17 protein-coding genes and 1 pseudogene are annotated in these 20,450 nt (G+C 59.6%); 9 read left to right on the top strand and 9 right to left on the bottom strand.

What is annotated here, in order from left to right:
• The first annotated feature begins 343 nt into the window (after positions 1–343).
• The 4 genes from F4827_RS09800 to F4827_RS09785 all read left to right on the top strand — a co-directional run bounded on the left by F4827_RS09800 (position 344) and on the right by F4827_RS09785 (position 5,512).
• Entirely contained in the window at positions 344–1,150 is an 807-nt protein-coding gene (locus tag F4827_RS09800; protein WP_183731978.1) for an alpha/beta fold hydrolase, read from the top strand.
• Positions 1,151–1,217: 67 nt separating this feature from the next.
• Positions 1,218–2,651, top strand: coding sequence for a catalase (locus F4827_RS09795; protein WP_183731982.1), 1,434 nt, complete (start codon positions 1,218–1,220; stop codon positions 2,649–2,651).
• A gap of 79 nt (positions 2,652–2,730) precedes the next feature.
• Entirely contained in the window at positions 2,731–4,095 is a 1,365-nt protein-coding gene (locus F4827_RS09790) for an NAD(P)/FAD-dependent oxidoreductase (protein ID WP_183731985.1), read from the top strand.
• Between the two features lie 283 nt (positions 4,096–4,378).
• Positions 4,379–5,512, top strand: a complete 1,134-nt coding sequence (locus tag F4827_RS09785) for a major royal jelly family protein (protein ID WP_260175503.1) — start codon at positions 4,379–4,381, stop codon at positions 5,510–5,512.
• Between the two features lie 231 nt (positions 5,513–5,743).
• Here the strand turns inward: F4827_RS09785 and F4827_RS09780 are convergent, their stop codons facing one another.
• The 8 genes from F4827_RS09780 to F4827_RS09745 form a co-directional block, all read right to left on the bottom strand.
• Positions 5,744–7,435, bottom strand: a complete 1,692-nt coding sequence (locus F4827_RS09780; RefSeq protein WP_183731988.1) for an FAD-dependent oxidoreductase — start codon at positions 7,433–7,435, stop codon at positions 5,744–5,746.
• Positions 7,436–7,604: 169 nt separating this feature from the next.
• Positions 7,605–8,612 (bottom strand): zinc-binding alcohol dehydrogenase family protein, encoded by a 1,008-nt coding sequence (locus F4827_RS09775; protein ID WP_183731991.1) that lies wholly within the window; start codon positions 8,610–8,612, stop codon positions 7,605–7,607.
• Positions 8,613–8,650: 38 nt separating this feature from the next.
• Complete coding sequence (locus F4827_RS09770; protein ID WP_183731994.1) at positions 8,651–9,511, bottom strand: alpha/beta fold hydrolase; 861 nt, start codon at positions 9,509–9,511, stop codon at positions 8,651–8,653.
• Between the two features lie 34 nt (positions 9,512–9,545).
• On the bottom strand, positions 9,546–10,265 hold the full coding sequence (locus tag F4827_RS09765) for a hypothetical protein (protein ID WP_183731997.1): 720 nt from the start codon (positions 10,263–10,265) through the stop codon (positions 9,546–9,548).
• 10 nt (positions 10,266–10,275) lie between these two features.
• Positions 10,276–11,307, bottom strand: a complete 1,032-nt coding sequence (locus F4827_RS09760) for an alcohol dehydrogenase catalytic domain-containing protein (protein ID WP_183732000.1) — start codon at positions 11,305–11,307, stop codon at positions 10,276–10,278.
• Positions 11,308–11,315: 8 nt separating this feature from the next.
• The gene (locus F4827_RS09755; protein ID WP_183732004.1) at positions 11,316–12,035 is read right to left on the bottom strand and encodes a hypothetical protein; all 720 of its coding nucleotides are present in this window, start codon (positions 12,033–12,035) and stop codon (positions 11,316–11,318) included.
• A gap of 110 nt (positions 12,036–12,145) precedes the next feature.
• Positions 12,146–13,000, bottom strand: a complete 855-nt coding sequence (locus F4827_RS09750; RefSeq protein ID WP_183732008.1) for an alpha/beta fold hydrolase — start codon at positions 12,998–13,000, stop codon at positions 12,146–12,148.
• Positions 13,001–13,036: 36 nt separating this feature from the next.
• Positions 13,037–13,498 (bottom strand): SDR family NAD(P)-dependent oxidoreductase, encoded by a 462-nt coding sequence (locus tag F4827_RS09745; RefSeq protein WP_183732011.1) that lies wholly within the window; start codon positions 13,496–13,498, stop codon positions 13,037–13,039.
• Positions 13,499–13,611: 113 nt separating this feature from the next.
• Between F4827_RS09745 and F4827_RS09740 the strand changes: the two genes are divergently transcribed.
• On the top strand, positions 13,612–14,577 hold the full coding sequence (locus tag F4827_RS09740; protein WP_183732014.1) for a GlxA family transcriptional regulator: 966 nt from the start codon (positions 13,612–13,614) through the stop codon (positions 14,575–14,577).
• Positions 14,578–14,972: 395 nt separating this feature from the next.
• On the opposite strand, the pseudogene F4827_RS35945 reads toward F4827_RS09740, so the two are convergent.
• Positions 14,973–15,080 (bottom strand): annotated as a pseudogene (locus tag F4827_RS35945) (H-NS family nucleoid-associated regulatory protein); the annotation flags it as partial.
• Positions 15,081–16,459: 1,379 nt separating this feature from the next.
• Between F4827_RS35945 and F4827_RS09735 the strand changes: the two are divergent.
• From F4827_RS09735 to F4827_RS09720, 4 genes are all read left to right on the top strand, one after another.
• Complete coding sequence (locus F4827_RS09735; protein WP_183732017.1) at positions 16,460–17,497, top strand: M14 family zinc carboxypeptidase; 1,038 nt, start codon at positions 16,460–16,462, stop codon at positions 17,495–17,497.
• Complete coding sequence (locus F4827_RS09730; RefSeq protein WP_183732019.1) at positions 17,494–18,267, top strand: alpha/beta fold hydrolase; 774 nt, start codon at positions 17,494–17,496, stop codon at positions 18,265–18,267. The genes F4827_RS09735 and F4827_RS09730 overlap by 4 nt, the downstream gene beginning before the upstream one ends.
• A gap of 83 nt (positions 18,268–18,350) precedes the next feature.
• Positions 18,351–19,445, top strand: coding sequence for a selenide, water dikinase SelD (selD, locus tag F4827_RS09725; protein ID WP_183732022.1), 1,095 nt, complete (start codon positions 18,351–18,353; stop codon positions 19,443–19,445).
• Positions 19,442–20,347, top strand: a complete 906-nt coding sequence (locus F4827_RS09720) for a cation diffusion facilitator family transporter (protein ID WP_183732025.1) — start codon at positions 19,442–19,444, stop codon at positions 20,345–20,347. The genes selD and F4827_RS09720 overlap by 4 nt, the downstream gene beginning before the upstream one ends.
• The last annotated feature ends 103 nt before the right edge of the window (positions 20,348–20,450 follow it).

Here is a 20,450-nt window from a genome sequence, read left to right as displayed (position 1 = left end):
GCGCTCTCGGACTTCCGGGGAAAACTTGGTTACCTTCTTGTTCATGGCTCCATTCTCTCAAGAGTTGGAGCCTCCACAAAACCCGGGGCGGTTCACCCCGACCAGTTGTCTCCCGTGAGCTGCATGATGGAAGTGGAGCGGATGACTGGACGGCATGCTTTTGAATGGAGGGGCAGGTAAGGCGCGCTCACGCCGCGGATGCACATAGCACGCACGAACATCGTGAGTCGCGACCATTTCGGGCCGGTCCGTTTGGGAATGTCCCCAAACGGTCTCGTCGGATATCTCATTCGCGCAGAGGAGATTGGGCGCCGTGAGTCACAATGAGTTCGCTGGAAGCAGCATGTCGCAAGCGCTGCTCGAAGAGCTGGCGCGCCTCTTTATGGCCGTGAAACGCAAGTCGCCCGGGAGAGTTGCTCCGGACGTCGACACCTTCACACTTAAGGTCCACGCGCCTCTGGATTGGCTGGACGGGCCTGAGGTTGAGGTTCGGGTCCATCGCCGCGGCAAGGGCAAGCCGGCGCTGCTTGTACATGGTTGGCAAAGTCAGGCAGCAGAATTGGACACTCTGTCAGGCGCTCTTGTAAGTGCGGGTTTCGAAGTCTGGATGCCTGACTTGCCCGGACACGGATATTCGAGCGGCGCTCATCTAAGCCTGCCTCTTGCCGCGTCTACGCTCACCGCGGTTCAGGCGCTTGTCGGCCCGTTTTCTTACGCAATTGGGCATTCATATGGTGGCGCCAGTGTCGTGCATGCGCTGGGACAGCAACTTAAGGTCGACCGCATCGCCGCACTGGCGCCACCGATGCATTACGGCCATTTTGCGAGGCGTTTCGCAGTCAAGGCAGGACTTCCAGCGTCATCGGTTGCTCAATGGCTTGACCAGCTCTTCACGATGACAGGAACCCATCCTGACGAGATCAGCTTTGAAGGGCAGGTCGCGGAACTGTTGCAGCCAGCGCTTCTCCTGCATGGCACCGACGATCAAATTATTCCATACACCCAATCCGAGGCCGTGGCCGCTATGTGGCCGACGGTGGTCTGGAAGCCGCTCCCTGGTGTTGGGCACTTCGATTTACCCAGCGATCCAAAAGCACTCGAATATGTGATCAGCTTCGGACTTGGGACGCCTGTCAATTTCACGGAATAACGCGCGCAGTCGCGCGAACCAGCGGGATTCTGGCTCGCTGGCCCTACAAATGCAAAGTTGAAACCAAATGACGGATAAAACACTAACCAATGGTGCCGGCGCTCCGGTCGTCGACAACCAGAACTCGCAGACGGCGGGAACGCGGGGCCCTGTGATGCTCCAGGATGTATGGCTGCTCGAAAAGCTTGCTCACTTCGACCGTGAGGTCATCCCGGAGCGCCGCGTACACGCGAAGGGATCGGGAGCATTCGGAACCCTGAAGATCACCCACGACGTTTCGCAATTCACGAAGGCCAAGGTCTTCAGCGAAGTGGGCAAAGAGACGCCGATCTTCATGCGCTTCTCGACGGTTGCTGGAGAGCGCGGCGCTGCCGATGCCGAGCGCGATGTGCGGGGCTTCTCGATCAAGTTCTACACGGAAGAAGGCAACTGGGACGTTGTCGGCAACAATACGCCGGTGTTCTTTGTCCGCGATCCACTGAAGTTCCCGGACTTCATTCACACGCAAAAACGCGATCCGCGCACCAACATGCGCAGCAACGTGGCTGCGTGGGACTTCTGGTCGCGCCATCCGGAGTCGCTACATCAGGTGACGATCCTTATGAGCGATCGCGGCATCCCGAAGAACTATCGCCAGCAGCACGGTTTCGGTTCGCACACGTTCTCGTTCATCAATGTGCACAACGAGCGCTTCTATGTGAAGTTCCATTTCAAATCGGCACAGGGCGTGGAGAACTACACCGACGCAGAAGCCGCGCAGGTGGTGGCGCAGGACCGCGAGTCGGCGCAGCGGGATCTTTACAACGAAATCGAGAAGGGCAATTTTCCGAAATGGCATTTTCGCGTACAAGTGATGCCGGAAGCCGATGCCGCGAAGGTACCGTATAACCCGTTCGACATCACGAAGGTGTGGCCGCACAAGGATTATCCGTTGATCGACGTGGGCACGATCGAGCTGAACCGCAATCCAGAGAACTATTTCGCCGACGTGGAGCAGGCTGCATTCACGCCGGCGAACGTGGTGCCTGGCATCAGCTTCTCCCCCGACCGACTGTTGCAGGGCCGCCTATTCTCGTACGGCGACACGCAGCGTTACCGTCTCGGCGTGAACCATCACCAGATTCCCGTGAATGCGCCGCGCTGCCCGTTCCATTCATACCACCGTGACGGCGCGATGCGTACCGACGGCAATCTCGGCGGCAACGTGAACTACGAGCCGAGCCGCTTCGGCGATTTCGTTCAACGTCCCGACGCCGGTGAGCCTCCGCTCGCCGCGGGCGCCGTTGATCACTACGATCATCGCGAAGATGACGATTACTACAGTCAACCTCGAGCGTTGTTCCGGTTGTTCGACGCAGCCCAGCGCTCGCGCCTCTTCAGCAATATCGCACGAGCGATGAGCGGCGTTCCACAAGACATCGTTGATCGAATTGTGGCGCAGTTCGAGCAGATTGATCCCGCTTACGGCGCCGGCGTACGGAGCGCGTTGACGGGCGACTGACACCCGGTCCATTCGAGGTAGATAGCGCGAGCGTCCTGTCAACGGTACGGAGCTCGCGCTCTTCATTGAGGAGCTGTACATGCCTGATATCAAACATTTCGACTACTTATTTCTCGGCGGTGGCAAGGGTGGCAAGTCGCTGGCGATGGATCTGGCTCGTAAAGGCAAGCGCGTCGCGCTCATCGAGCGGGGCATGATCGGAGGGTCATGCATCAACGTCGCGTGTATTCCCAGTAAGACGCTGATCCAGAACGCACGAAACATGCAGGTCTGGCGCTCAACGTCAGGCGAGCCTGACCTGCATGCGGACATGACGCGAGTGCATACGAACGTCCGCGCTGTTGTCGACGGCATGATTGGCATCAATCGTCGCGCGTTTGAGCAGTCCGGGCTCGAGTTTGTGCTGGGAACAGGGCGGTTCGTCGCACCGCGACGAATTCTCGTTCGCCTCGATAACGGTAGCGAACAACTGTTCTCTGGCGACGAGGTATATATCAACACGGGAACCGTCGCGGTGATTCCGGACATTCCAGGTTTGCGCGACTCCCGGCCAATGACCCATATCGAGGCACTGAACCTGGAAATTCTGCCGGAGCATCTCATCGTGCTCGGGGGCGGCTATATCGGGCTGGAACTGGCTCAGGCATTTCGCCGTCTCGGCAGTCAGGTTACGCTGGTCCACAATATGCCGCGCGTCGCCATGAGGGAGGATGAGGACGTCAGTCTTGAGATTCAGAGCGCCTTCGAAGAAGCGGGTATCCGCCTGTCGCTGGCCACGACAGTCACCCGCGTCGATGGAGATTCCGGCAAGAAGGTCACTGTTGAACTCGATGATGGCAGTTCGATCGAGGGCACCCATCTCCTCGTCGCAGCCGGTCGGCAACCGGTGACCAACGAGCTTGGGCTGGATCTCGCTGGAGTAGATCTGGACGAGCGTGGCTACATCAAGGTCGACGATACGCTTGCGACGACCGCAGCGAATACGTGGGCTATTGGCGAGGTAGCTGGATCGCCCATGTTCACGCACGCTTCATTTGATGACTATCGCGTGCTCAAGGCCCGTATCGAAGGGCGCTCCTCTAGCACGGCGTCGCGCATCGTGCCTTACGCTCTTTTCACGGAGCCGGAACTAGGGCGCGTGGGCATCAACGAATCGGACGCCAAAGCGCTCGGAATCACTGTGCGGGTGGCGCGTTTGCCGATGATGGCGGTTCCCCGCGCCCGCACCAATGGCACGACGCGTGGATTCATGAAGGCGCTCGTGGCTCCCGATTCCGGCCGCATCCTTGGCTTTACGATGGTTGGCTCCGGGGCGGGTGAAGTCACGTCGGTGGTCCAGATGGCCATGCTCGGAGAGCTGCCGTACACCGCAGTACGTGACGCTATTATCGCTCACCCTCTGCTTGCGGAAGGGCTGAATCTACTCTTCGCCACGCTTGACTGAGTTCGCTGGAGCGGGCATCCCCGGGGCTGACGTGCACGATCTATCGACATGTGCATCTCAGCCCCGGTTGCGTTGAGGCTGTTGTCGTGCGTCTTCCTCCCAAACACAGCGCTATCGAGCGTTCTCAGGCGTACGTTGATATCGAGGGATTTTCAAAGTTTCTTTGATTCTGAATATTGTCGTGGACACTTTTTCGCAGATCACTTGGTGCAGCAGAATTCTTCAATAGGTGTGCTGGATTGTTAGCGCGTGCAGCCTATTGAGCCTGGAAAAGGAGAGGAAAATGTGGCAAAGAAAACGACCGGTGCTCGCGATCGTGGCGGCGATGGCCGGTTTCGCGACACAGGTAGCAATTGCGGATGATGGTTCGACGGGGGCCCACAATAAAGCTTCGGTGGCGCAGCTTGTCAGTATTCGGTCAAGCGAGAAAATGCCGTGGAATGCAGTGGTTGTCGACTCACGAAATCGGGTCATCGTGAGTTCACCCCGCTGGACGGGGAGTGTGGGGCCCGCGGTTGCTATTGCAGGGGAGCGCGGCGAGTTGACGCCGTTTCCGGATGCATCGTGGAACGACTGGAAACCGGGCTCGGATGCATCCAGATGTTTCGTCAGCGTTAATGCGATCCACGCAGACGCCAATGGAGATTTGTGGATCGTTGATACCGGTTCGCCGGATTTCGGCGGCAGTCCGATCGAGAACGGAGCCAAGATCGTACGAATCGATCCACGTACCGACGCGATCAAACGAGTCTACATACTGCCTGAGGGTGCGCTCCGCACTCACACCTACGTTGACGATGTCCGTATCAACGGGACGCATGCCTATCTCACGGATGCCGGTGAGGGGGCGTTGCTTGTGCTGAACCTCGAAGACGGCTCGGTACGCCGGCATTTCGACAACGCGGTGTTCACCCACGCAAGACCGGATGACAAGATCGTTGTTAATGGCAAGGTACTTGCGGGCGCAGATGGGAAGCCACTGAAGGTCAACGCTGATCCGCTAGAACTGAGTCCCGACGGCAGAGTGCTGTACTTTGGGCCACTTTCGGGGCCGATGTCCCAGATAGAGACGAGATATCTCGATGACGAATCGCTCGGTGAACGGACACTTGCGGAGCACGTGACGCCATGGTTTGCCGATATGCCACCGGTCGGGGGCACTGCAATGGACGCAGACGGTAGTCTCTATTACACTCCGCTCGCCGATAATTCATTGATGCGCCGAGCACCGGACGGATCTATTTCAACGGTGATTCGGGATAGCCGGTTGCGCTGGGTCGACGCGCCTTTTATCGATGGACAGGGCAACATATTCCTCCCTGTACCGCAAATCGATGGCGCACCGGCGTTTAACCACGGAACGTCCACAATGAAGATGCCCATCGAGCTCTATCGCCTTCGTCTACCTCATGCCTGAAGTCGAGGGGAGCGCTGCGTGGTTCCCGTACCGGAGACTGTTCGCGACGGCACGATTGGCGCGCCCTCTCTGCTGAAGGATCGTGGAGTGACCACGTCACGAGCCCGATAAGGCAGAAGGTTTGCCTTATCGGGCCGTTCAACGGCTCCGTAGCCCTCGCGAAGCCAGTTGGTCGAAGGTCGGCTGCAAATGATCGACGTTTCGACGCTGCAGTTAGCGGCAGTCTGATTGTCAGAGAGATGGGATCTGACGTTCGAGATATTGGTGAATTTGCGCAACTACTGAGGCTCCATCGCCAACGGCCGCTGCTACGCGTTTCGCGGAGCCACGACGCACGTCGCCTGCGCAAAATATGCCTGCGACGCTGGTTTCGTGCTCAGAGGAACCGGCGGAGGCCGCTGTCCCGGTCAAAACGAAACCGCCCGGGTCGACCGCTACGCCGCATCCAGTAAGCCATGCGGTGTTTGGTTGGGCGCCGATGAAAAGGAATACATGTCCTATCTCACGTGTCGTCCGACCGGATTTCTCGAGAATTTCAACAGTTTCGAGATTTGCGGACCCGTGAAGGGCGGTGATGGTCGCGTTGTAATGAACCTCAATGTTCTTGAGCGTAGCAATGCGTTCAATCAGATACTGCGACATGCTGGCGTTCAGGTTGGGCCCGCGAACAAGCATAACAACGCGCCGCGCATGTGAGGCAAGATAGACAGCCGCTTGACCGGCCGAATTACCTCCACCGACGAGGATGACGTCCTGTCCAGTACATATCTTAGCCTCAACTGGAGACGCCCAATAATATGCGCCTCGACCTTCAAAGCGTGCGAGCCCGTCGATATCCGGTCTGCGGTATGCAGCGCCAGATGCGATGACCACGCTGCGCGCTCTGACGGCCGTCTTGTTTGCGAGTTGCAAATGAAACGGCGATGAAGCGCAGTCGAGAGATGTAACCGCTAAAGGGATCGCGAAGCGCGCACCAAATTTTTGCGCCTGAACGAAAGCTCGTGCCGTGAGTGCGTGCCCCGAAATGCCTGTCGGAAATCCGAAGAAGTTTTCTATGCGCGCGCTTGCGCCGGCCTGTCCGCCCGGAGCTTGCGGATCAAGCACGACTACGCGAAGTCCTTCGGAGGCGGCATAAACGGCGGTTGCCAGACCAGCGGGCCCGGCGCCGACTATAGCGACGTCAAAAACTTCGTCCGTTCCGAACTCGGGCAGCCACCCCAGGGCTTCCGCAAGTTGTGCTTCCGTGGGAGCGTGGAGAATGACGCCATCTGGACTAAGAACGATCGGGTATTCGGCGCGATGATGAGACCACTTCTGAAGGAACTGCGATACCTCCCCATCCACGTCGGCATTGACTACCGTATGGGGAATATTGTTGCGAGAGAGAAAGCCTTGCAGCGCATTTAGTTTCTGCGTCGGCTCATCAGTTACGAGAACGATTCCACTGCCACTTTCGATGAGGCCTACGCGTCTGAGGATCAGGGCTCGCATGATACGCTCGCCGAGTTCTGCCTCAGCAATGAGTAGCGAGCGTAGCTGCGCAGGCTGCAGATGTATGGCGCGGACCTCGCCAATTGCGTGACCATCCACGAGACATCGGCTCCCGGAAAGCTGTCCGGCTTCACCGACGAAATTGCCAGGCCCCTGTTCGTTGATGACAATCGCGCGATCGAAAGCATCCCGGCGCGTCACGCGAATCTCGCCAGCGAGTACGACGTACATCCCGAATCCCGGATCGCCAATCTTGAACAAGAGCGAACCGTCCGGCCATACCCGGACTTCTCCAAACCGCGCGATGCGGGAAACTTCGTCGTCGGAGAGCTTCGGATACATCTGCTCTCGACGTGACGAACTGACGGAGCGTTGTGTCGCTGGAGCGGGCAGTTCGCCGGAACGATCATCGGCATCGCTCGGAGGTTGCATTGATAATCCTGATTCGTAGATGAAATCGTTGGTTAGTCGACACGGAAACCGCGGCTCGCGTGTGGTGATGGTTAGGCGCCACTCGCGAGCCGCGATCCGTATGCAGAACTAGTGAGAGACAGCGACGTGATCGGGTCCGGAATGGACGAAGGAATTTACTCCCGTTCCGTCAAAAGCCTTCCAGAACGATCTTGCCGACGGCCTTGTTGCTCTCGATCTGCGCGTGTGCCTTTCGCAGATTGGTCGCGTTGATGATTCCGATGTGTTCTCCTACCGTCGACTTAAGCGTTCCCTCGTCGATGAGAGCGGCAACACGATCAAGCAGGAGATGCTGCTTGCTCATGTCAGCAGTCCGGTACATAGACCGGGTGAACATGAACTCCCAGTGAAGCGAGATCGACTTGCGCTTGAGCGGCATCGCATCAAGCGTAGAGGGATCATCGATCAGCGCGAGTTGGCCTTGCGGCTTGAGCAAATCCACAATCTGCTCGTAGTACGAGTCCGTATGCGTCAGGCTGATGACGTGATCGACTTGCTTGATCCCGAACTCTTCCAGCTGCGCACGCAGTGGCTTCGTGTGATCGATGACATGATTGGCTCCGAGTTCACGTACCCAGGACTGGGAGGCTGCTCTCGATGCGGTACCAATCACAGTGAGTCCGGTCAACTTGCTCGCCAGCTGTACGAGGATCGAACCCACGCCGCCGCCTGCGCCGATGACGAGCAGGCTTTCACCTTGTCCGCCTTGCTCCGCAACCTTGAGGCGCTCGAACAACAATTCCCATGCCGTAATGGCTGTCAGGGGCAACGCGGCGGCTTGCGCAGCAGAAATGCTGGTGGGGCGATGCCCAGCGATGCGTTCATCCACGAGCCCAAATTCTGCATAGCTTCCCGGGCGAGTGATATCGCCGGCATACCAGACCGCATCGCCAGGCTTGAATCCCTTAACCTCCGCTCCAACGGACTCCACGGTTCCTGCTGCGTCCCATCCGAGAATACGCGCGCCAGGCGGCTGCATGCCTTGGCGCAGTTTGCTGTCTACCGGGTTTACGGAGATCGCTTCGATTTTTACGAGAAGGTCGCGGGGACCCGGTTCGGGCTTTGGCAAATCCACTTCGTACAGCGCCTGCGGATCATCGATAGGCAGGCCTGCCTGCGCGTAGACGACGGCTTTCATATAGCATTCCTTGATGATTGAGGTGGGACTAGCAAGCTTTACTCGCCACGCAGGAATTCACGTACGTGCGCGGTATAGGCCGATGCGTATTGGAACAAGGCGCCATGGCCCGAGTTTGGATACACAATAAGCGTCGCGTTCGGCAGATTCTTTCCGAGAGTAAAGCTGTTGTGCGTTGGGATCATGATGTCGTTGTCGCCATTGGTGACAAGTACGGGATGGCCGATCTTCGCCAGCTTCCCACTGACATCGCCCTTCCAGTTTGCCCACGCGATCATGGCCTGTAGTTGTGTTCCGGCTACTTCTGGGCCTGCCGGTAGGTCGCGCTCTGCGCTGCGGGTGTCAAGGCGACTGACAAAGGCGGACGCCGCTGCCTCACCGTCTGCAGTAGAGGGGAAAAACAGACGCTTGAGTTTCTCACTCATCGGCATGTTGCTATCGGTGTAGATCGCGACGAGTTCGGGCCGATCCATGCCCGCTCCCTCACCGCCTTCGGGTGCGGTACCAGACAGAATGATGCGTGATACGCGGTCCGGCATCTCGATTGCAATCTCCTGAGCCAGGAAACCACCTAATGAAAAGCCGAGGATGTGAAGCTTGGGCACCCCGATCGCATCAATGAACTTCATTGCGTGCGCGGCCATTTCGGCAATCGTTCCTGGAACCGTTCCAGTAGAACGGCCAACCCCAGCGTTTTCGAAGAGGATGATTTCTCGATCTTCGGCAAGCGCGTCGACGATTTCTGGATCCCAGTTGTCAAGCGTGCCGGTGAAGTGTTGCAGACAGAGCAGCGGCAGGCCGCCGTTGCTGTTGCCGAAACGGCGCATGGCGTAACGGACACCAGACACTTCGACGAATTGAGTTTCGACGCCGGATGAGCGATTGGTATTCACGGGCATTCCTCCGGGGCGCAGGCCGCGCCCCGTCAAGTTTTTAGGTGAGGCTGATATTGCTCAGGTCGATCGATACAACCAGTGGCTCCGGGAGCGAGGAGCCGTCCGGCAGCCGAGGGAAGATGCGCCGCTTGGTCGGGATGCGGATTCCAGAAATCGTGGTGTAGTCGCTTACGTAGTGCGCGCCGGGAGTGTTCCCTGCAATTTCCACGTCATAGTCGAGGCGTCGGACAACGTGATCAGCGTCGACATAGATCGCCTGAACTTTACTGAATACCTCGAGCGAATCGGGGTAGCGCACGACCACCTTGCGCCAGACTTCATCCTGCTCCTTCCACTCGCCCGCGTCTTCACATTCGACGCCTGGCCATGCGAGGACGAACGGCGTGTTCAGATACGTCCACATTGCGCATCCGGCAAAAAATGCGAGTTGCAGTGGGGTCCAGGGTGTTTCGAGCGCGTGGCCAGCAAAGGACGAGCGCGGCTCGTCAGTTGTTTCGACGATGTTCTGCGAATCGTCGAGCAGCGAAATCGTGTCGCCTGTGAATTCCGTGCGGGCCGCAAGCGTGCCGAAGGGCGAGTGCGATGCCCATTGGCGATCGGTCGCGACGGTGACTGTCGTCTGATCGAGAATTCCACTTTTACCTTTCAGTGCCCACAACGCACCGCCTTGCGTGAGGTCGGCACGAATTTTCGTGAATTTGCGCCATTGCGTGAGTCCGCCATGGGCATCGATGATTGCTTGCGCGAGAGAATTCATGCGAGGTTCCTCAGTGTGCTGGTTTCATTACAAGGACCGCGCGGAAGCGAACGTCGCCGCGCATCATGCGGTCATAGGCTGATTGCGCCTGGTCCAGCGGAAATGTCTCGATCTTCGGACGGATGTTCCGCTGTTGCGCGAAAGCTAGCGTCTGCTCGTTGTCTGCGACGGTGCCGGTCAGTGCGCCAACTACCGAGCGGCCACCGAACACGAGATCTATTGCGTTCACCGTGATGGGTTCGCTGGAGATCGCAACGACGACGAGCTTCCCGCGAGGGGAAAGCCCAGGCACCATCTCCGACATGCCAGGACCGGTCGGTGCGGTAGCGAGGATGACCTTTGCGCCGCCGAGGCTACGCAGAACCTCAGCGACGTTTTCGGCCTTGGCGTCGATGTACCGATGTGCGCCAAGGTCGCGCGCCAGCGGTTCCTTGTCTGCACCACGCGCAATCGCGACGGTATAAAAGCCCATAGTGTTGGCAAACTGAACCGCAAGGTGACCGAGGCCACCAAGGCCATGGACAGCAACGACGTCTCCCGCCCGCGCCCCAGCGTTTCGAAGCGCGTTGAAGGTGGTCAGACCTGCGCAGAGCAGCGGCGCGGCTTCTGCGGCCTCGAGGTCGTCAGGCACGCGAACGAGTCCGCGCGCCTCGGCGATCATGATTTCAGCGTAGCCGCCGTCGACGGTCATACCGGTGATGACCGGCTTCTCGCAGTTTACGATGTCGCCTTGTCGGCACGATGGACACGTCCGGTCTTCGCCAGCAAGGAAGCCCACTCCGACTCGTTGGCCGAGTGACCAACCCTCAACACCTTCGCCGAGTGCTTCGATGCGTCCTACAACTTCATGGCCGGGCACCAGTGCGCTGGCGCTTGCGGCTCGTTCAGGCTCAATGGTGGCGCTGTCGGAGTGGCATACCCCGCAGGCCTCGACACGAATTCGGACTTGTCCGTTTCGGGGTTCTGGAACGGGACGATCTACAAATTCGAGTTTCCCCGAGCCCACTGCGACGGCCGCACGGTACGTGGCTGGTTGGATCATCTGAGGTCTCACTCAAATCGGAAGTCAGATAGATCAACGCCGACGATCAACGGCTCGGGCAGGGCAATGTTGTCGGTAGTTCGGGGGTAGATACGCAGACGCGTCGGCATCCGTATGCCTTGAACCGTGACGTAATCGCTCAGATAACGTGCGGCGGCATTACGTCCCTGGATATCGACTTCATAATCGTGGCGGCGAAGAAGTCCATCTGCATCGAAGTAAAGCGTTTGCACGGCGCTGTGCGTTGCGATGTTCGGTGCGAATTCGACCCGGAGGCGTCGCCACGGCAGGCCATCGACAACCCAGGGATCAATCTCCTGCGCCGCTACGCCGGGATAGCGCAACAGGAATGGAGACGTCAGATACGTCCACATGGTGTAGCCCGCGAAATACGCGAGCTGCGCATTAGACCAGGGCGTTTCCATCTCGTATCCTTCGAACGACGCCCGCGGATGATCGAGAGTCTCGACGATCGAACCGTCGGTTCGTTGAATCTCAACGAGCGAGGGCGTATAGATCGAATGATCCGACGAAGGTGCGAACGGCCCGTGTGACACTCGTTGCTCGTGAAGGTCGACGGTGACGCGCGAGTGCGTCAACACGTTTTCGCACTGTTTGAGTTTCCACAGCGCCCCGCTGTGATGAAGCTGCGCGGACACGCGGCGAAAGCTACGAAATCGTTCAAGACCGCCGGCAGCCTCGATGGCCTTGTCGATAAGATTGTCCATTAGTAATCCTTACTTGATGCCAGAAAGACTCGCTGTTGAGAATATTCAAGAATATTGTCGCTTAGGAGCTGTCTAAACCGTATTCCGCATCAGCGGGAGAGCTTTAGCAACTACGCTAAAAATGCTGCGATATGGGCTGCAGAGGCCTGCGGGAACTGGAGTTGCGGGCCGTGTCCTGACCGGGGGAATGTGACCAGGTGGAGACTGGGTAGCTGGCCGTTCAAGGCGTACCAGTTCTCAACTGGAAATACAATGTCGTGATCTCCGCCAATATGAATAATTGGGATCGAAGCGGCGAGCAGCGCTTGCAGGACCTGCGGTGCTGGGAAAGCTGGATTTCTGGGGCCTTCACCGAGTTGGTCACCGGCCCAGGTATAGGGCACTTCAGGACTGACGTCGGACGTGCGGGCGGCGAGACGTAGTGAGGCCTCTTCTGCAGCCGCGCGGCTTTCCGTTGAAGTGGGTTCGAAGAAAAGGCTGACGAAGTCTTCGAAGTCGTTCTCGCGTTTTGCCAGCGTGTAGAACAATGGCTCACCTGCTTTCACCAGCGGCCCGGGTGGTGTGGTCGCGATAAGCACCGCGTGACTCACAATTTGTGGAGCTTGCGCCAATACAATTTGCGCAGCTATGCCACCGATAGACCAGCCACCGATGATTACGCGACCAAGCTCAAGTGCACCGATCAATTCGATGGCGTCTCGCGCCAGTGCAGCGGGGTTGTAGGTACGATCGCCGGTGGACTGTCCAAGTCCACTGTAGTCAAAAATGACGACTTCGAACCCCTTTGCGGCGAGACTGTCAAGGAACAGTGGATCCCAGGAATCCATCGTGCCCCTAAAGCGTACGCAAAGTACGATGGGTTTGCCGCTACCAAAACGTCGATACGCGAGGCGTCGGTTCTGTAGGTCGGCAAAGCGTGTTACCGCGCTGAGGGACGGGGAATCAACATCGGGAGTTGTGCTCATCCGTATTCACCTTGTTGGTCAATCGATTCTGCGGAGTTAAAACGGGAAGGGACTGCCATTTATTCGACCTGCGCTGGTCACGACGACGGCTGAACGGTAGAGGCTGGCCGAGCCACCACTCGACGCGAATTTCCTGACTGCGGCGGAGGAAACTTCACATTCAAGTCCTGCGGACTTGATCAACGAATCGGCCTGCGCCGGTGAAAATGCGTTGTCTACGCCTTCGTCTGTGACACTGACAACCAGAACGACGCTGGCGTCCTGATCGATCTTTTCGACGATCAATGCGACATCGGAGGGAGAGCGTCGATCCGCGGCTACGACTTCAACTGCGCGTCGGGTCTGGGTGGTCAACTCTTCTGCGAATGCGTTCAGACTCGCGCGATCCCGATCGATCAGGATGAGGTCGTGACCGTTGGCTGCAAGGTAATCCGCATAGGCCGCACCAATAACAGACAATGCGCCGCTTACCACCGCAGTTCCGCGTGAAGCCGTCATTCTTATTCCTCGTTGGAAAACCTATCGACGATAAGAGCCTATGATCCAGGGGAATCACTTGTTTCTCCAACGACATTTATAATCAGGTTTTCGGTCATGGCGCGGTGACAGTGATGCATCGAATTGGTTATTTTTTAACGGATGGCTTCCAGGTTATGGCCATCGGGACACAAACTGTTTTCGAGATTGCTAACGTAGTGGCGCGAGAACAGATTTATAGCGTCACAAATTATTCACTTGCAGGTGGTGAAACCAAGGCATCGCTTGGTGTTTCCGTAATTACTCAACCAGCGGACTCTGCCGCGATGGCGGACACGTGGATGGTCAGCGGAATCGTCAATCCGATCGGACGAGCCACCGCGCCTGAAGAACTGCGATTCGTCCAAGAAGCCTCAGCGCGGTCGCGACGCACGGCAGGCCTATGCACCGGTGGATTCGTCCTTGGAGAGGCTGGTCTTCTCGACGGACGGCGCGCGACGACCCACTGGGCTTTTGCAACTGCGATGCAGGAGCGCTGGCCTGAAGCTGAAGTTGAGGCTGACCGGATCTTCATCGTCGATGGCCCGATATGGACCTCAGCTGGGCTGACCGCGGCGATGGATCTTGCGCTAGGGATGGTGGAGAAGGATCAGGGGCCGGATTTTGCCAATTCGGTCGCACGTGCGCTTGTCATGCACCATCGTCGATCCGGTGGCCAGTCGCAGCATTCTGAAATGCTGGCGCTTGCACCGAAATCGGACAGAATTCAGTTGGCGCTGGAGTACGCACGTGTAAATCTGTCAAAGCCCTTGCGTGTCGACGATCTGGCAAAGGCCGCGCACTTGAGCCCTCGCCAGTTCGGCCGAATTTTCCTCGCCGAGACGGGCGAATCTCCCGCAAAAGCCATCGAGCGACTTCGCCTCGAGGTCGCAAGGAACATGGTTGAGCGTGGGCGCCATTCGTTGGAGACGATCGCTCGGGAAACGGGATTTCGCGACAGGCGACATCTTCGGGAGGTTTTTGTTCGCGGTTTCGGTGTATCTCCACAGTCATTGAGGCGGGATGCACGAAGCGAAGGTTCGTCTGAGGCAGCAGAATAGCTGGGTGAGGAAATGGCATAGCCATTTTTGACACTTACGTTCCTTGATGAGGGTCTATCGGAACGGCGAAAAGCGTCTGCGGGTTGTCGACGAATCACACTGAGGAGTTGAATCGCTGCGACTGGCCGACGACCGCCTATTGTGGCAGCCGTAACTGATCCGGACGAGACCGGCAGTCTGCTCGAAAGAAGGCGATTATGTGTCGGTTATCCGCACCTCAGGTGCGTAGTTTGGCGCTTGTACCGGAGGGGGCGAGCAATATTGCCACGACGGATATTCAACCGGGCCGCAATGGGCGCAAACTGTCGCGATCAGGTGGGGCCTTTACTATAGAAGGTTTGCTCGCGCGTCGCCTTTTGGAGCTTAAGGATCGCGCGTCAGTCCTCGCTAGGCCATCAGGCCTGTGGCTGCGGCGCGTCGATCGCGTATTCGTCGAGGCATTTGCCAACTAGCCACTTCGGACGCGCGCCTTTTCCCGACCACTTCTTTCCCGTCGCGGAGTCGCGCGAAAACGGCGGCGACTTCACGAGCTCGAGCGTCGGCCAAAAGAGCATTGGAGCAGCCGAGTTCGGCGCGTAGCGCTTTCAACGGTTACCGTCCGGCGTAGGCTTGGCTCTGGTGCTGATGTCCGGCACTGACATGGCGCCGCTTTCATATGCAGGTGCGCAACGGGTAACTGAGAGTTGGACCTCTCAGTACGCGATCCAACTTAGCCTCGGCAAAATCCGAGCGGGAGCAGGTCACTTTTCCTATGATGATTTGCTATCGAGGCTAGATGCTATGAGGGATGGCAGCGGCAATAAGCCCGACTGGAGTGAACCGGGATTTGCACACTCGTTTTCTCCGAAGGAACACGCAAATGGACGCGTCTGACGCAACCCTCCCTCATAGCATCTAGGTCCCGGCAAATATTTCGCACTGCACGGCGGTCGTGATCGGTCACGAGAACGGTTTGAAATCTCTCGCCGAAAAGGTCTGCTGCTTCTGCGAGGGCCAACAAGTTGTGACCGCTCGAAATCGGCACGCCTACAGTCCTTAGCTCGGCTTGCGTGGCTTGACCAGCCCCATCCATGGCAACGCGCACCTCGATCTTGGAGGGGTAGTGCTCCACTATCCAGCCTTTCAATGCAGTCTCGAGGGCAAGTCCATATAGAAGCTTAGACGTCTCGAAGACTTCCGCAACGGCGTCCAATTCCAGCTCGACGCCGCGGTCCGTGATTCGTCGATCGCCTCCAGCAGCACTCTCAGAAACTCATTTGCGCGTCAGCGCAATCATCCCAAACGACATCGCCAGAACGGCGCAACGCGCGTGCATGCTTTCTCCAAGCATTTGGATCTCGTGACTCTCTCAGCAAGTCGGCTGCAATCAAGAGATGACCTCGCAAAGGTTTGAGTTGGCGTGCTAGAGCGCAAGCACAAGCATAAGAGACTATACCGCTCCCGCATTCGTGACTCGTAAGAGCGTCTTGAGCATCGGACGGCGTGGCAGGGAGTCCGAGACGGAACTATGCTGCCCAACGGGCTCGGTTCTTTCTCCAGATTCGCGCTTGCAAGTGAGAGCGATGAGATCACCGACGGCTGAGCGCGTATGCCACTGAGCCGTAGCGCGCGCGGTCTAGCATCATCAGGCTAAACCGACCGCGCAAGGATGTGCCCAAGGCGATTTGTTGTCGTGCCGCTTACAGTGAGTGTCCGTGAGCGCTCACTGCGGTGGAAGCGCACATGGACATTAAACCTTCCCGACACCGTTCGGCAGATCACCGACAACTAATAAGTGGCGCCACATCATTGTGCGCGCAACGGCAACAAACATAAGGCAGACTGCGTGCGTGCCCACGCCGGGTAAGGCTTTCAGCCAGTTCTCCCGTACATATATTGCGTTATGTATAGCTTCCTACCCGACAGCTTCGCGGAATACGAGGACCTGAAAACGCTCCTCGATGCCGGCGCGCGCTGGTTCGACATTCGCAGCGCTGGCGAGGTCGAAGTGCGCGGCCGGTCATTCTCGCTTTATGTGGCGTCGGTGGGCTCGCGCGATCCGGCCGCGCCCGCTATTGGTTTCTTCGGCGGCATTCACGGCCTTGAGCGTATCGGCTCGCAACTCGTGCTCGATTACATGCGCGCTCTGGTGGGGCGTCTCGCCTGGGACGAGCTGCTCATGCGCCAGCTCGAATCGGTACGGCTCGTGATGATGCCCATCGTCAACCCAGGCGGCATGTGGCTTGCTACCCGCGCCAATCCGAACGGCGTCGATCTCATGCGCAACGCCCCGCAGGACGCCGATGAACGCGTGCCGTTTCTCGCCGGCGGCCAGCGGGTCGGCTCGTGGCTGCCGTGGTATCGCGGGCGGCGCGGCGCGGCGATGGAGTGCGAGGCGAGCGCGCTGCTCAAGATCGTCGACGAAGAACTCGCGCATCGGCCGCTCGCGTTCGCGCTCGATTGCCACTCGGGCTATGGCTGGCGCGACAGTATCTGGTTTCCCTACGCACGCACGCGCCAACTCATGCGCCATCTGCCGGAGATGTACGTGCTCAAGACCATGTTCGAGCGGGCGCATCCGCACCACGGTTACGCTTTCGAGCCGCAGAGCCATCAATATCTGCTGCACGGCGATCTCTGGGATTGCGCCTACGACCGCGCGCCGCCGGACAATGTGTTTCTGCCGCTCACGCTCGAACTCGGCTCCTGGCTGTGGATCAAGAAGAATCCGCGGCAGCTGTTTTCGCGTCAGGGCATGTTCAATCCCGTGATGCAGCATCGCACCGCGCGCGTTCTGCGCCGCCACGCGAACCTGTTCGAGTTCCTCACGCGCGCGGCGTTTTCTTCGGCGCGCTGGCTGCCCGAGGGCGTAGCGCGCCAGCAGGTGCTGCAAAGCGCGATCGGCCATTGGTATCAGAACTCGCGCGCGCCCGGCTCATGAGCGCGCCCTGGATCCTCTTGCGCGGCCTCACGCGCGAGTCTCGCCACTGGGGCGCGTTTGCGCCGCTGCTGGCTGAGCGCTGCGGCCCGGTGCTGGCGGTCGATCTGCCGGGCAACGGCACGCTCGCTCACGAGCGCTCGCCGTTGGCTGTCGAAGATTACGTGGATGCCGTGCGCGCCGAAGTGCAGCGCCTCGCGGCGCGCGCGCCCTACAAGGTGCTGGCGATGTCGCTGGGCGGCATGGTCGCGACCGCGTGGGCGCAGCGCTATCCCGACGAGATCGCGCAACTCGTGCTCATCAACACGAGCATGCGGCCCTATAGCCGCTTCTACGAGCGTCTGCGGCCCGGCGCGTGGCCCGCGCTGCTGTATGCGGCCCGGCATTGGCGCGCAAGCGGCGGCGACTGTTTCGCGGAGACGGCGATCCATGACCGCACGTGTGCGCGCCTCGACACGCTCGGCGCCGATCTCGACCTCTGGCGCGCGATCCGCGCGAGTGCGCCGGTGAGCCGCGCCAATGCCTTGCGGCAGTTGCTGGCGGCGGCGCGTTATACGGCAACAGGCGTGCCGCGCTGCCCGACGCTCGTGCTGTCCTCGCAGGCCGACCGCCTGGTCGATCCGGCCTGCTCGGCCCGGCTCGCACGCGCGTGGGGCGCGGTGCAGCGCGAACATCCGTGGGCCGGGCACGATCTGCCGCACGACGACCCCCAATGGCTGGCCGATGCCGTTTGCGCCGCCTGCCCCCCGAGCGACGCCACCGGCACGGACTGACGCGCCGCCCTGGCAAGCTCCGCCTTGCGATTGCTCCATAATAGGGGACGATTTTTTCCGCCTTTTCTGGAGCATACGCGCACATGACCGATCAAGAACGCCAGGCATCGCCCCAGCCCACTGCGGCTGCGCCGCGCCTCACGAGCCTTTCGCACGGCGGCGGTTGCGGCTGCAAGATCGCACCGGGCGTGCTCTCCGCGTTGCTCGCGCGCAGCACGCCGCTCACGGCCGCTTTCCCGAACCTGCTGGTAGGCACCGAAACCGCCGACGACGCCGCCGTCTACAAGCTCAACGACGAGCAGGCCATCGTCGCGACCACCGACTTCTTCATGCCGATCGTCGACGATCCCTACGACTTCGGCCGCATCGCCGCGACCAATGCGCTATCGGACGTCTACGCGATGGGCGGCAAGCCGATCCTCGCGCTCGCGCTGGTCGGCATGCCGATCAACGTGCTGCCGCATGAGGTCATCGCGCAGGTGCTGCGCGGCGGCGAAGACGTCTGCGCGGCGGCGGGCATTCCCGTCGCGGGCGGCCATTCGATCGACTCGGTCGAGCCGATCTATGGTCTCGCCGCCCTGGGCGTGGTGCATCCCGAGCGGGTCAAGCGCAACGCCAGCGCGCGCGCGGGCGACGTGCTGGTGCTCGGCAAGCCGTTGGGCGTGGGCGTGCTGTCCGCCGCGCTCAAGAAAGACCTGCTGGACGCCGAGGGCTACAAGGCGATGGTCGATGCCGCCACCATGCTCAACAAGCCAGGCACGCCGCTCGCCGAACGTGAAGGTGTGCACGCGATGACCGACGTGACCGGCTTCGGTCTGCTCGGTCACACGCTGGAAATCGCGCGCGGTGCGGGTCTCACGGCGCGCCTGCGGTACGCCGGTCTGCCGTGGCTGCCGGGCGTGGAGGCGTTCGTCGAGCAAGGCGTGTACACCGGCGCGTCGGGCCGCAATTGGGCTTCGTATGGCGATGCCGTCTCGCTCGCGCCGCATCTGCCCGAGACCGCGCGCACGCTGTTGACCGACCCGCAGACTTCCGGCGGCCTGCTGGTCGCCTGCGCGCCGGAAGAGGTCGACGCCGTGCTCGCGCTGTTTCATGCGGATGGTTTCGCATCGGCGTGCGTGATTGGCGAGATGGTCGGCCAATCCGGCGACGCTCCCGTGCGCGTCGAGGTCGTATGAGCGGAGAGTCGCCCAAAGCCATTTTTTACGCGCTGGCCGCCAATGCCGGGATCGCGGTCTGCAAGTTCGGCGCGGCGGCGTTCACGGGCTCCGGTTCGATGTTCGCCGAGGCGATTCACTCCACCGCCGATTGCGGCAATCAGCTTTTGCTGCTGTTCGGCCTGCGCCAGTCGCGCGAAGCGCCCACGCCGCTGCACCCCATGGGCACGGGGCGCGCGATCAATTTTTATTCGCTGCTGGTGGCGCTGCTGCTGTTTTTCGTGGGCGGCGCGTTCTCGGTGTACGAGGGCGTGCATCGGCTCATTCTGCGCGAGCCGCTGCAATACGTGTATGTCGCGCTGGGCGTGCTCGGCATTTCAGTCGTGCTCGAAGCGTTTTCGCTTTACGGCGCGATGAAGGAAATCCGCAAAGGCTCGCCGACCAAATCCTTGTGGCGCTGGGCGCGTGAGACGCGCGATTCCGATCTGCTGGTGGTGGCGGGCGAAGATATTGCCGCGCTGGCGGGTCTTGCGATCGCGTTTGCGGCGGTGCTGCTTACGGTCATCACGGGCAATCCCGTGTGGGACGCGTGCGGCTCGATTGCGATTGGCGTGCTGCTGATGTTGATCGCCTGGTTCATCGCGCGCGAAGTGAAGTCGATGATCGTGGGGGAATCGGCAAGTCCGGAAATGCGCCGCGACATCGAAACGTATCTGCGCGCACGGCCTGAGATTCAAAGCATCATCAGTCTGATTACCCTGCAATGGGGCAAGGAAGTGATGGTGGCGGTGCAATGCGAGATGCTCGACTACGAGCACAGCCGCACCATGGTCGAGGCGATCAACGAGATCGAAGCCGATCTGCAGGCGCGTTTTCCCGTGGTGCGCTGGGTGTTTTTCGAGCCGGATTTCGTCAACAGGTAAGCACGTCAACCGGGGTTTATCGCCCGGTTGATGTGCCCGGTTCGAATCGAAGAATTTCGATATCTAGATGGTTGGACTTTTGAAAAAATGGCGTCAGCGTTAA

Origin of the sequence: Paraburkholderia bannensis (genome assembly GCF_014200455.1) — a bacterium.
Classification (GTDB): Bacteria; Pseudomonadota; Gammaproteobacteria; order Burkholderiales; family Burkholderiaceae; genus Paraburkholderia; species Paraburkholderia bannensis_A.
Note: the sequence above shows the minus strand (reverse complement) of the source record. Positions and strands in the feature narration are given on the sequence as shown.

What these genes read in the sequence shown, in the direction of transcription:
- F4827_RS09800 (WP_183731978.1), top strand. Translation starts at nt 344, where the DNA reads ATGTCGCAAGCGCTGCTCGAAGAGCTGGCGCGCCTCTTTATGGCCGTG.
- F4827_RS09795 (WP_183731982.1), top strand. Translation starts at nt 1,218, where the DNA reads ATGACGGATAAAACACTAACCAATGGTGCCGGCGCTCCGGTCGTCGAC.
- F4827_RS09790 (WP_183731985.1), top strand. Translation starts at nt 2,731, where the DNA reads ATGCCTGATATCAAACATTTCGACTACTTATTTCTCGGCGGTGGCAAG.
- F4827_RS09785 (WP_260175503.1), top strand. Translation starts at nt 4,379, where the DNA reads ATGTGGCAAAGAAAACGACCGGTGCTCGCGATCGTGGCGGCGATGGCC.
- F4827_RS09780 (WP_183731988.1), bottom strand. Translation starts at nt 7,435, where the DNA reads ATGCAACCTCCGAGCGATGCCGATGATCGTTCCGGCGAACTGCCCGCT.
- F4827_RS09775 (WP_183731991.1), bottom strand. Translation starts at nt 8,612, where the DNA reads ATGAAAGCCGTCGTCTACGCGCAGGCAGGCCTGCCTATCGATGATCCG.
- F4827_RS09770 (WP_183731994.1), bottom strand. Translation starts at nt 9,511, where the DNA reads ATGCCCGTGAATACCAATCGCTCATCCGGCGTCGAAACTCAATTCGTC.
- F4827_RS09765 (WP_183731997.1), bottom strand. Translation starts at nt 10,265, where the DNA reads ATGAATTCTCTCGCGCAAGCAATCATCGATGCCCATGGCGGACTCACG.
- F4827_RS09760 (WP_183732000.1), bottom strand. Translation starts at nt 11,307, where the DNA reads ATGATCCAACCAGCCACGTACCGTGCGGCCGTCGCAGTGGGCTCGGGG.
- F4827_RS09755 (WP_183732004.1), bottom strand. Translation starts at nt 12,035, where the DNA reads ATGGACAATCTTATCGACAAGGCCATCGAGGCTGCCGGCGGTCTTGAA.
- F4827_RS09750 (WP_183732008.1), bottom strand. Translation starts at nt 13,000, where the DNA reads ATGAGCACAACTCCCGATGTTGATTCCCCGTCCCTCAGCGCGGTAACA.
- F4827_RS09745 (WP_183732011.1), bottom strand. Translation starts at nt 13,498, where the DNA reads ATGACGGCTTCACGCGGAACTGCGGTGGTAAGCGGCGCATTGTCTGTT.
- F4827_RS09740 (WP_183732014.1), top strand. Translation starts at nt 13,612, where the DNA reads ATGCATCGAATTGGTTATTTTTTAACGGATGGCTTCCAGGTTATGGCC.
- F4827_RS09735 (WP_183732017.1), top strand. Translation starts at nt 16,460, where the DNA reads ATGTATAGCTTCCTACCCGACAGCTTCGCGGAATACGAGGACCTGAAA.
- F4827_RS09730 (WP_183732019.1), top strand. Translation starts at nt 17,494, where the DNA reads ATGAGCGCGCCCTGGATCCTCTTGCGCGGCCTCACGCGCGAGTCTCGC.
- selD (WP_183732022.1), top strand. Translation starts at nt 18,351, where the DNA reads ATGACCGATCAAGAACGCCAGGCATCGCCCCAGCCCACTGCGGCTGCG.
- F4827_RS09720 (WP_183732025.1), top strand. Translation starts at nt 19,442, where the DNA reads ATGAGCGGAGAGTCGCCCAAAGCCATTTTTTACGCGCTGGCCGCCAAT.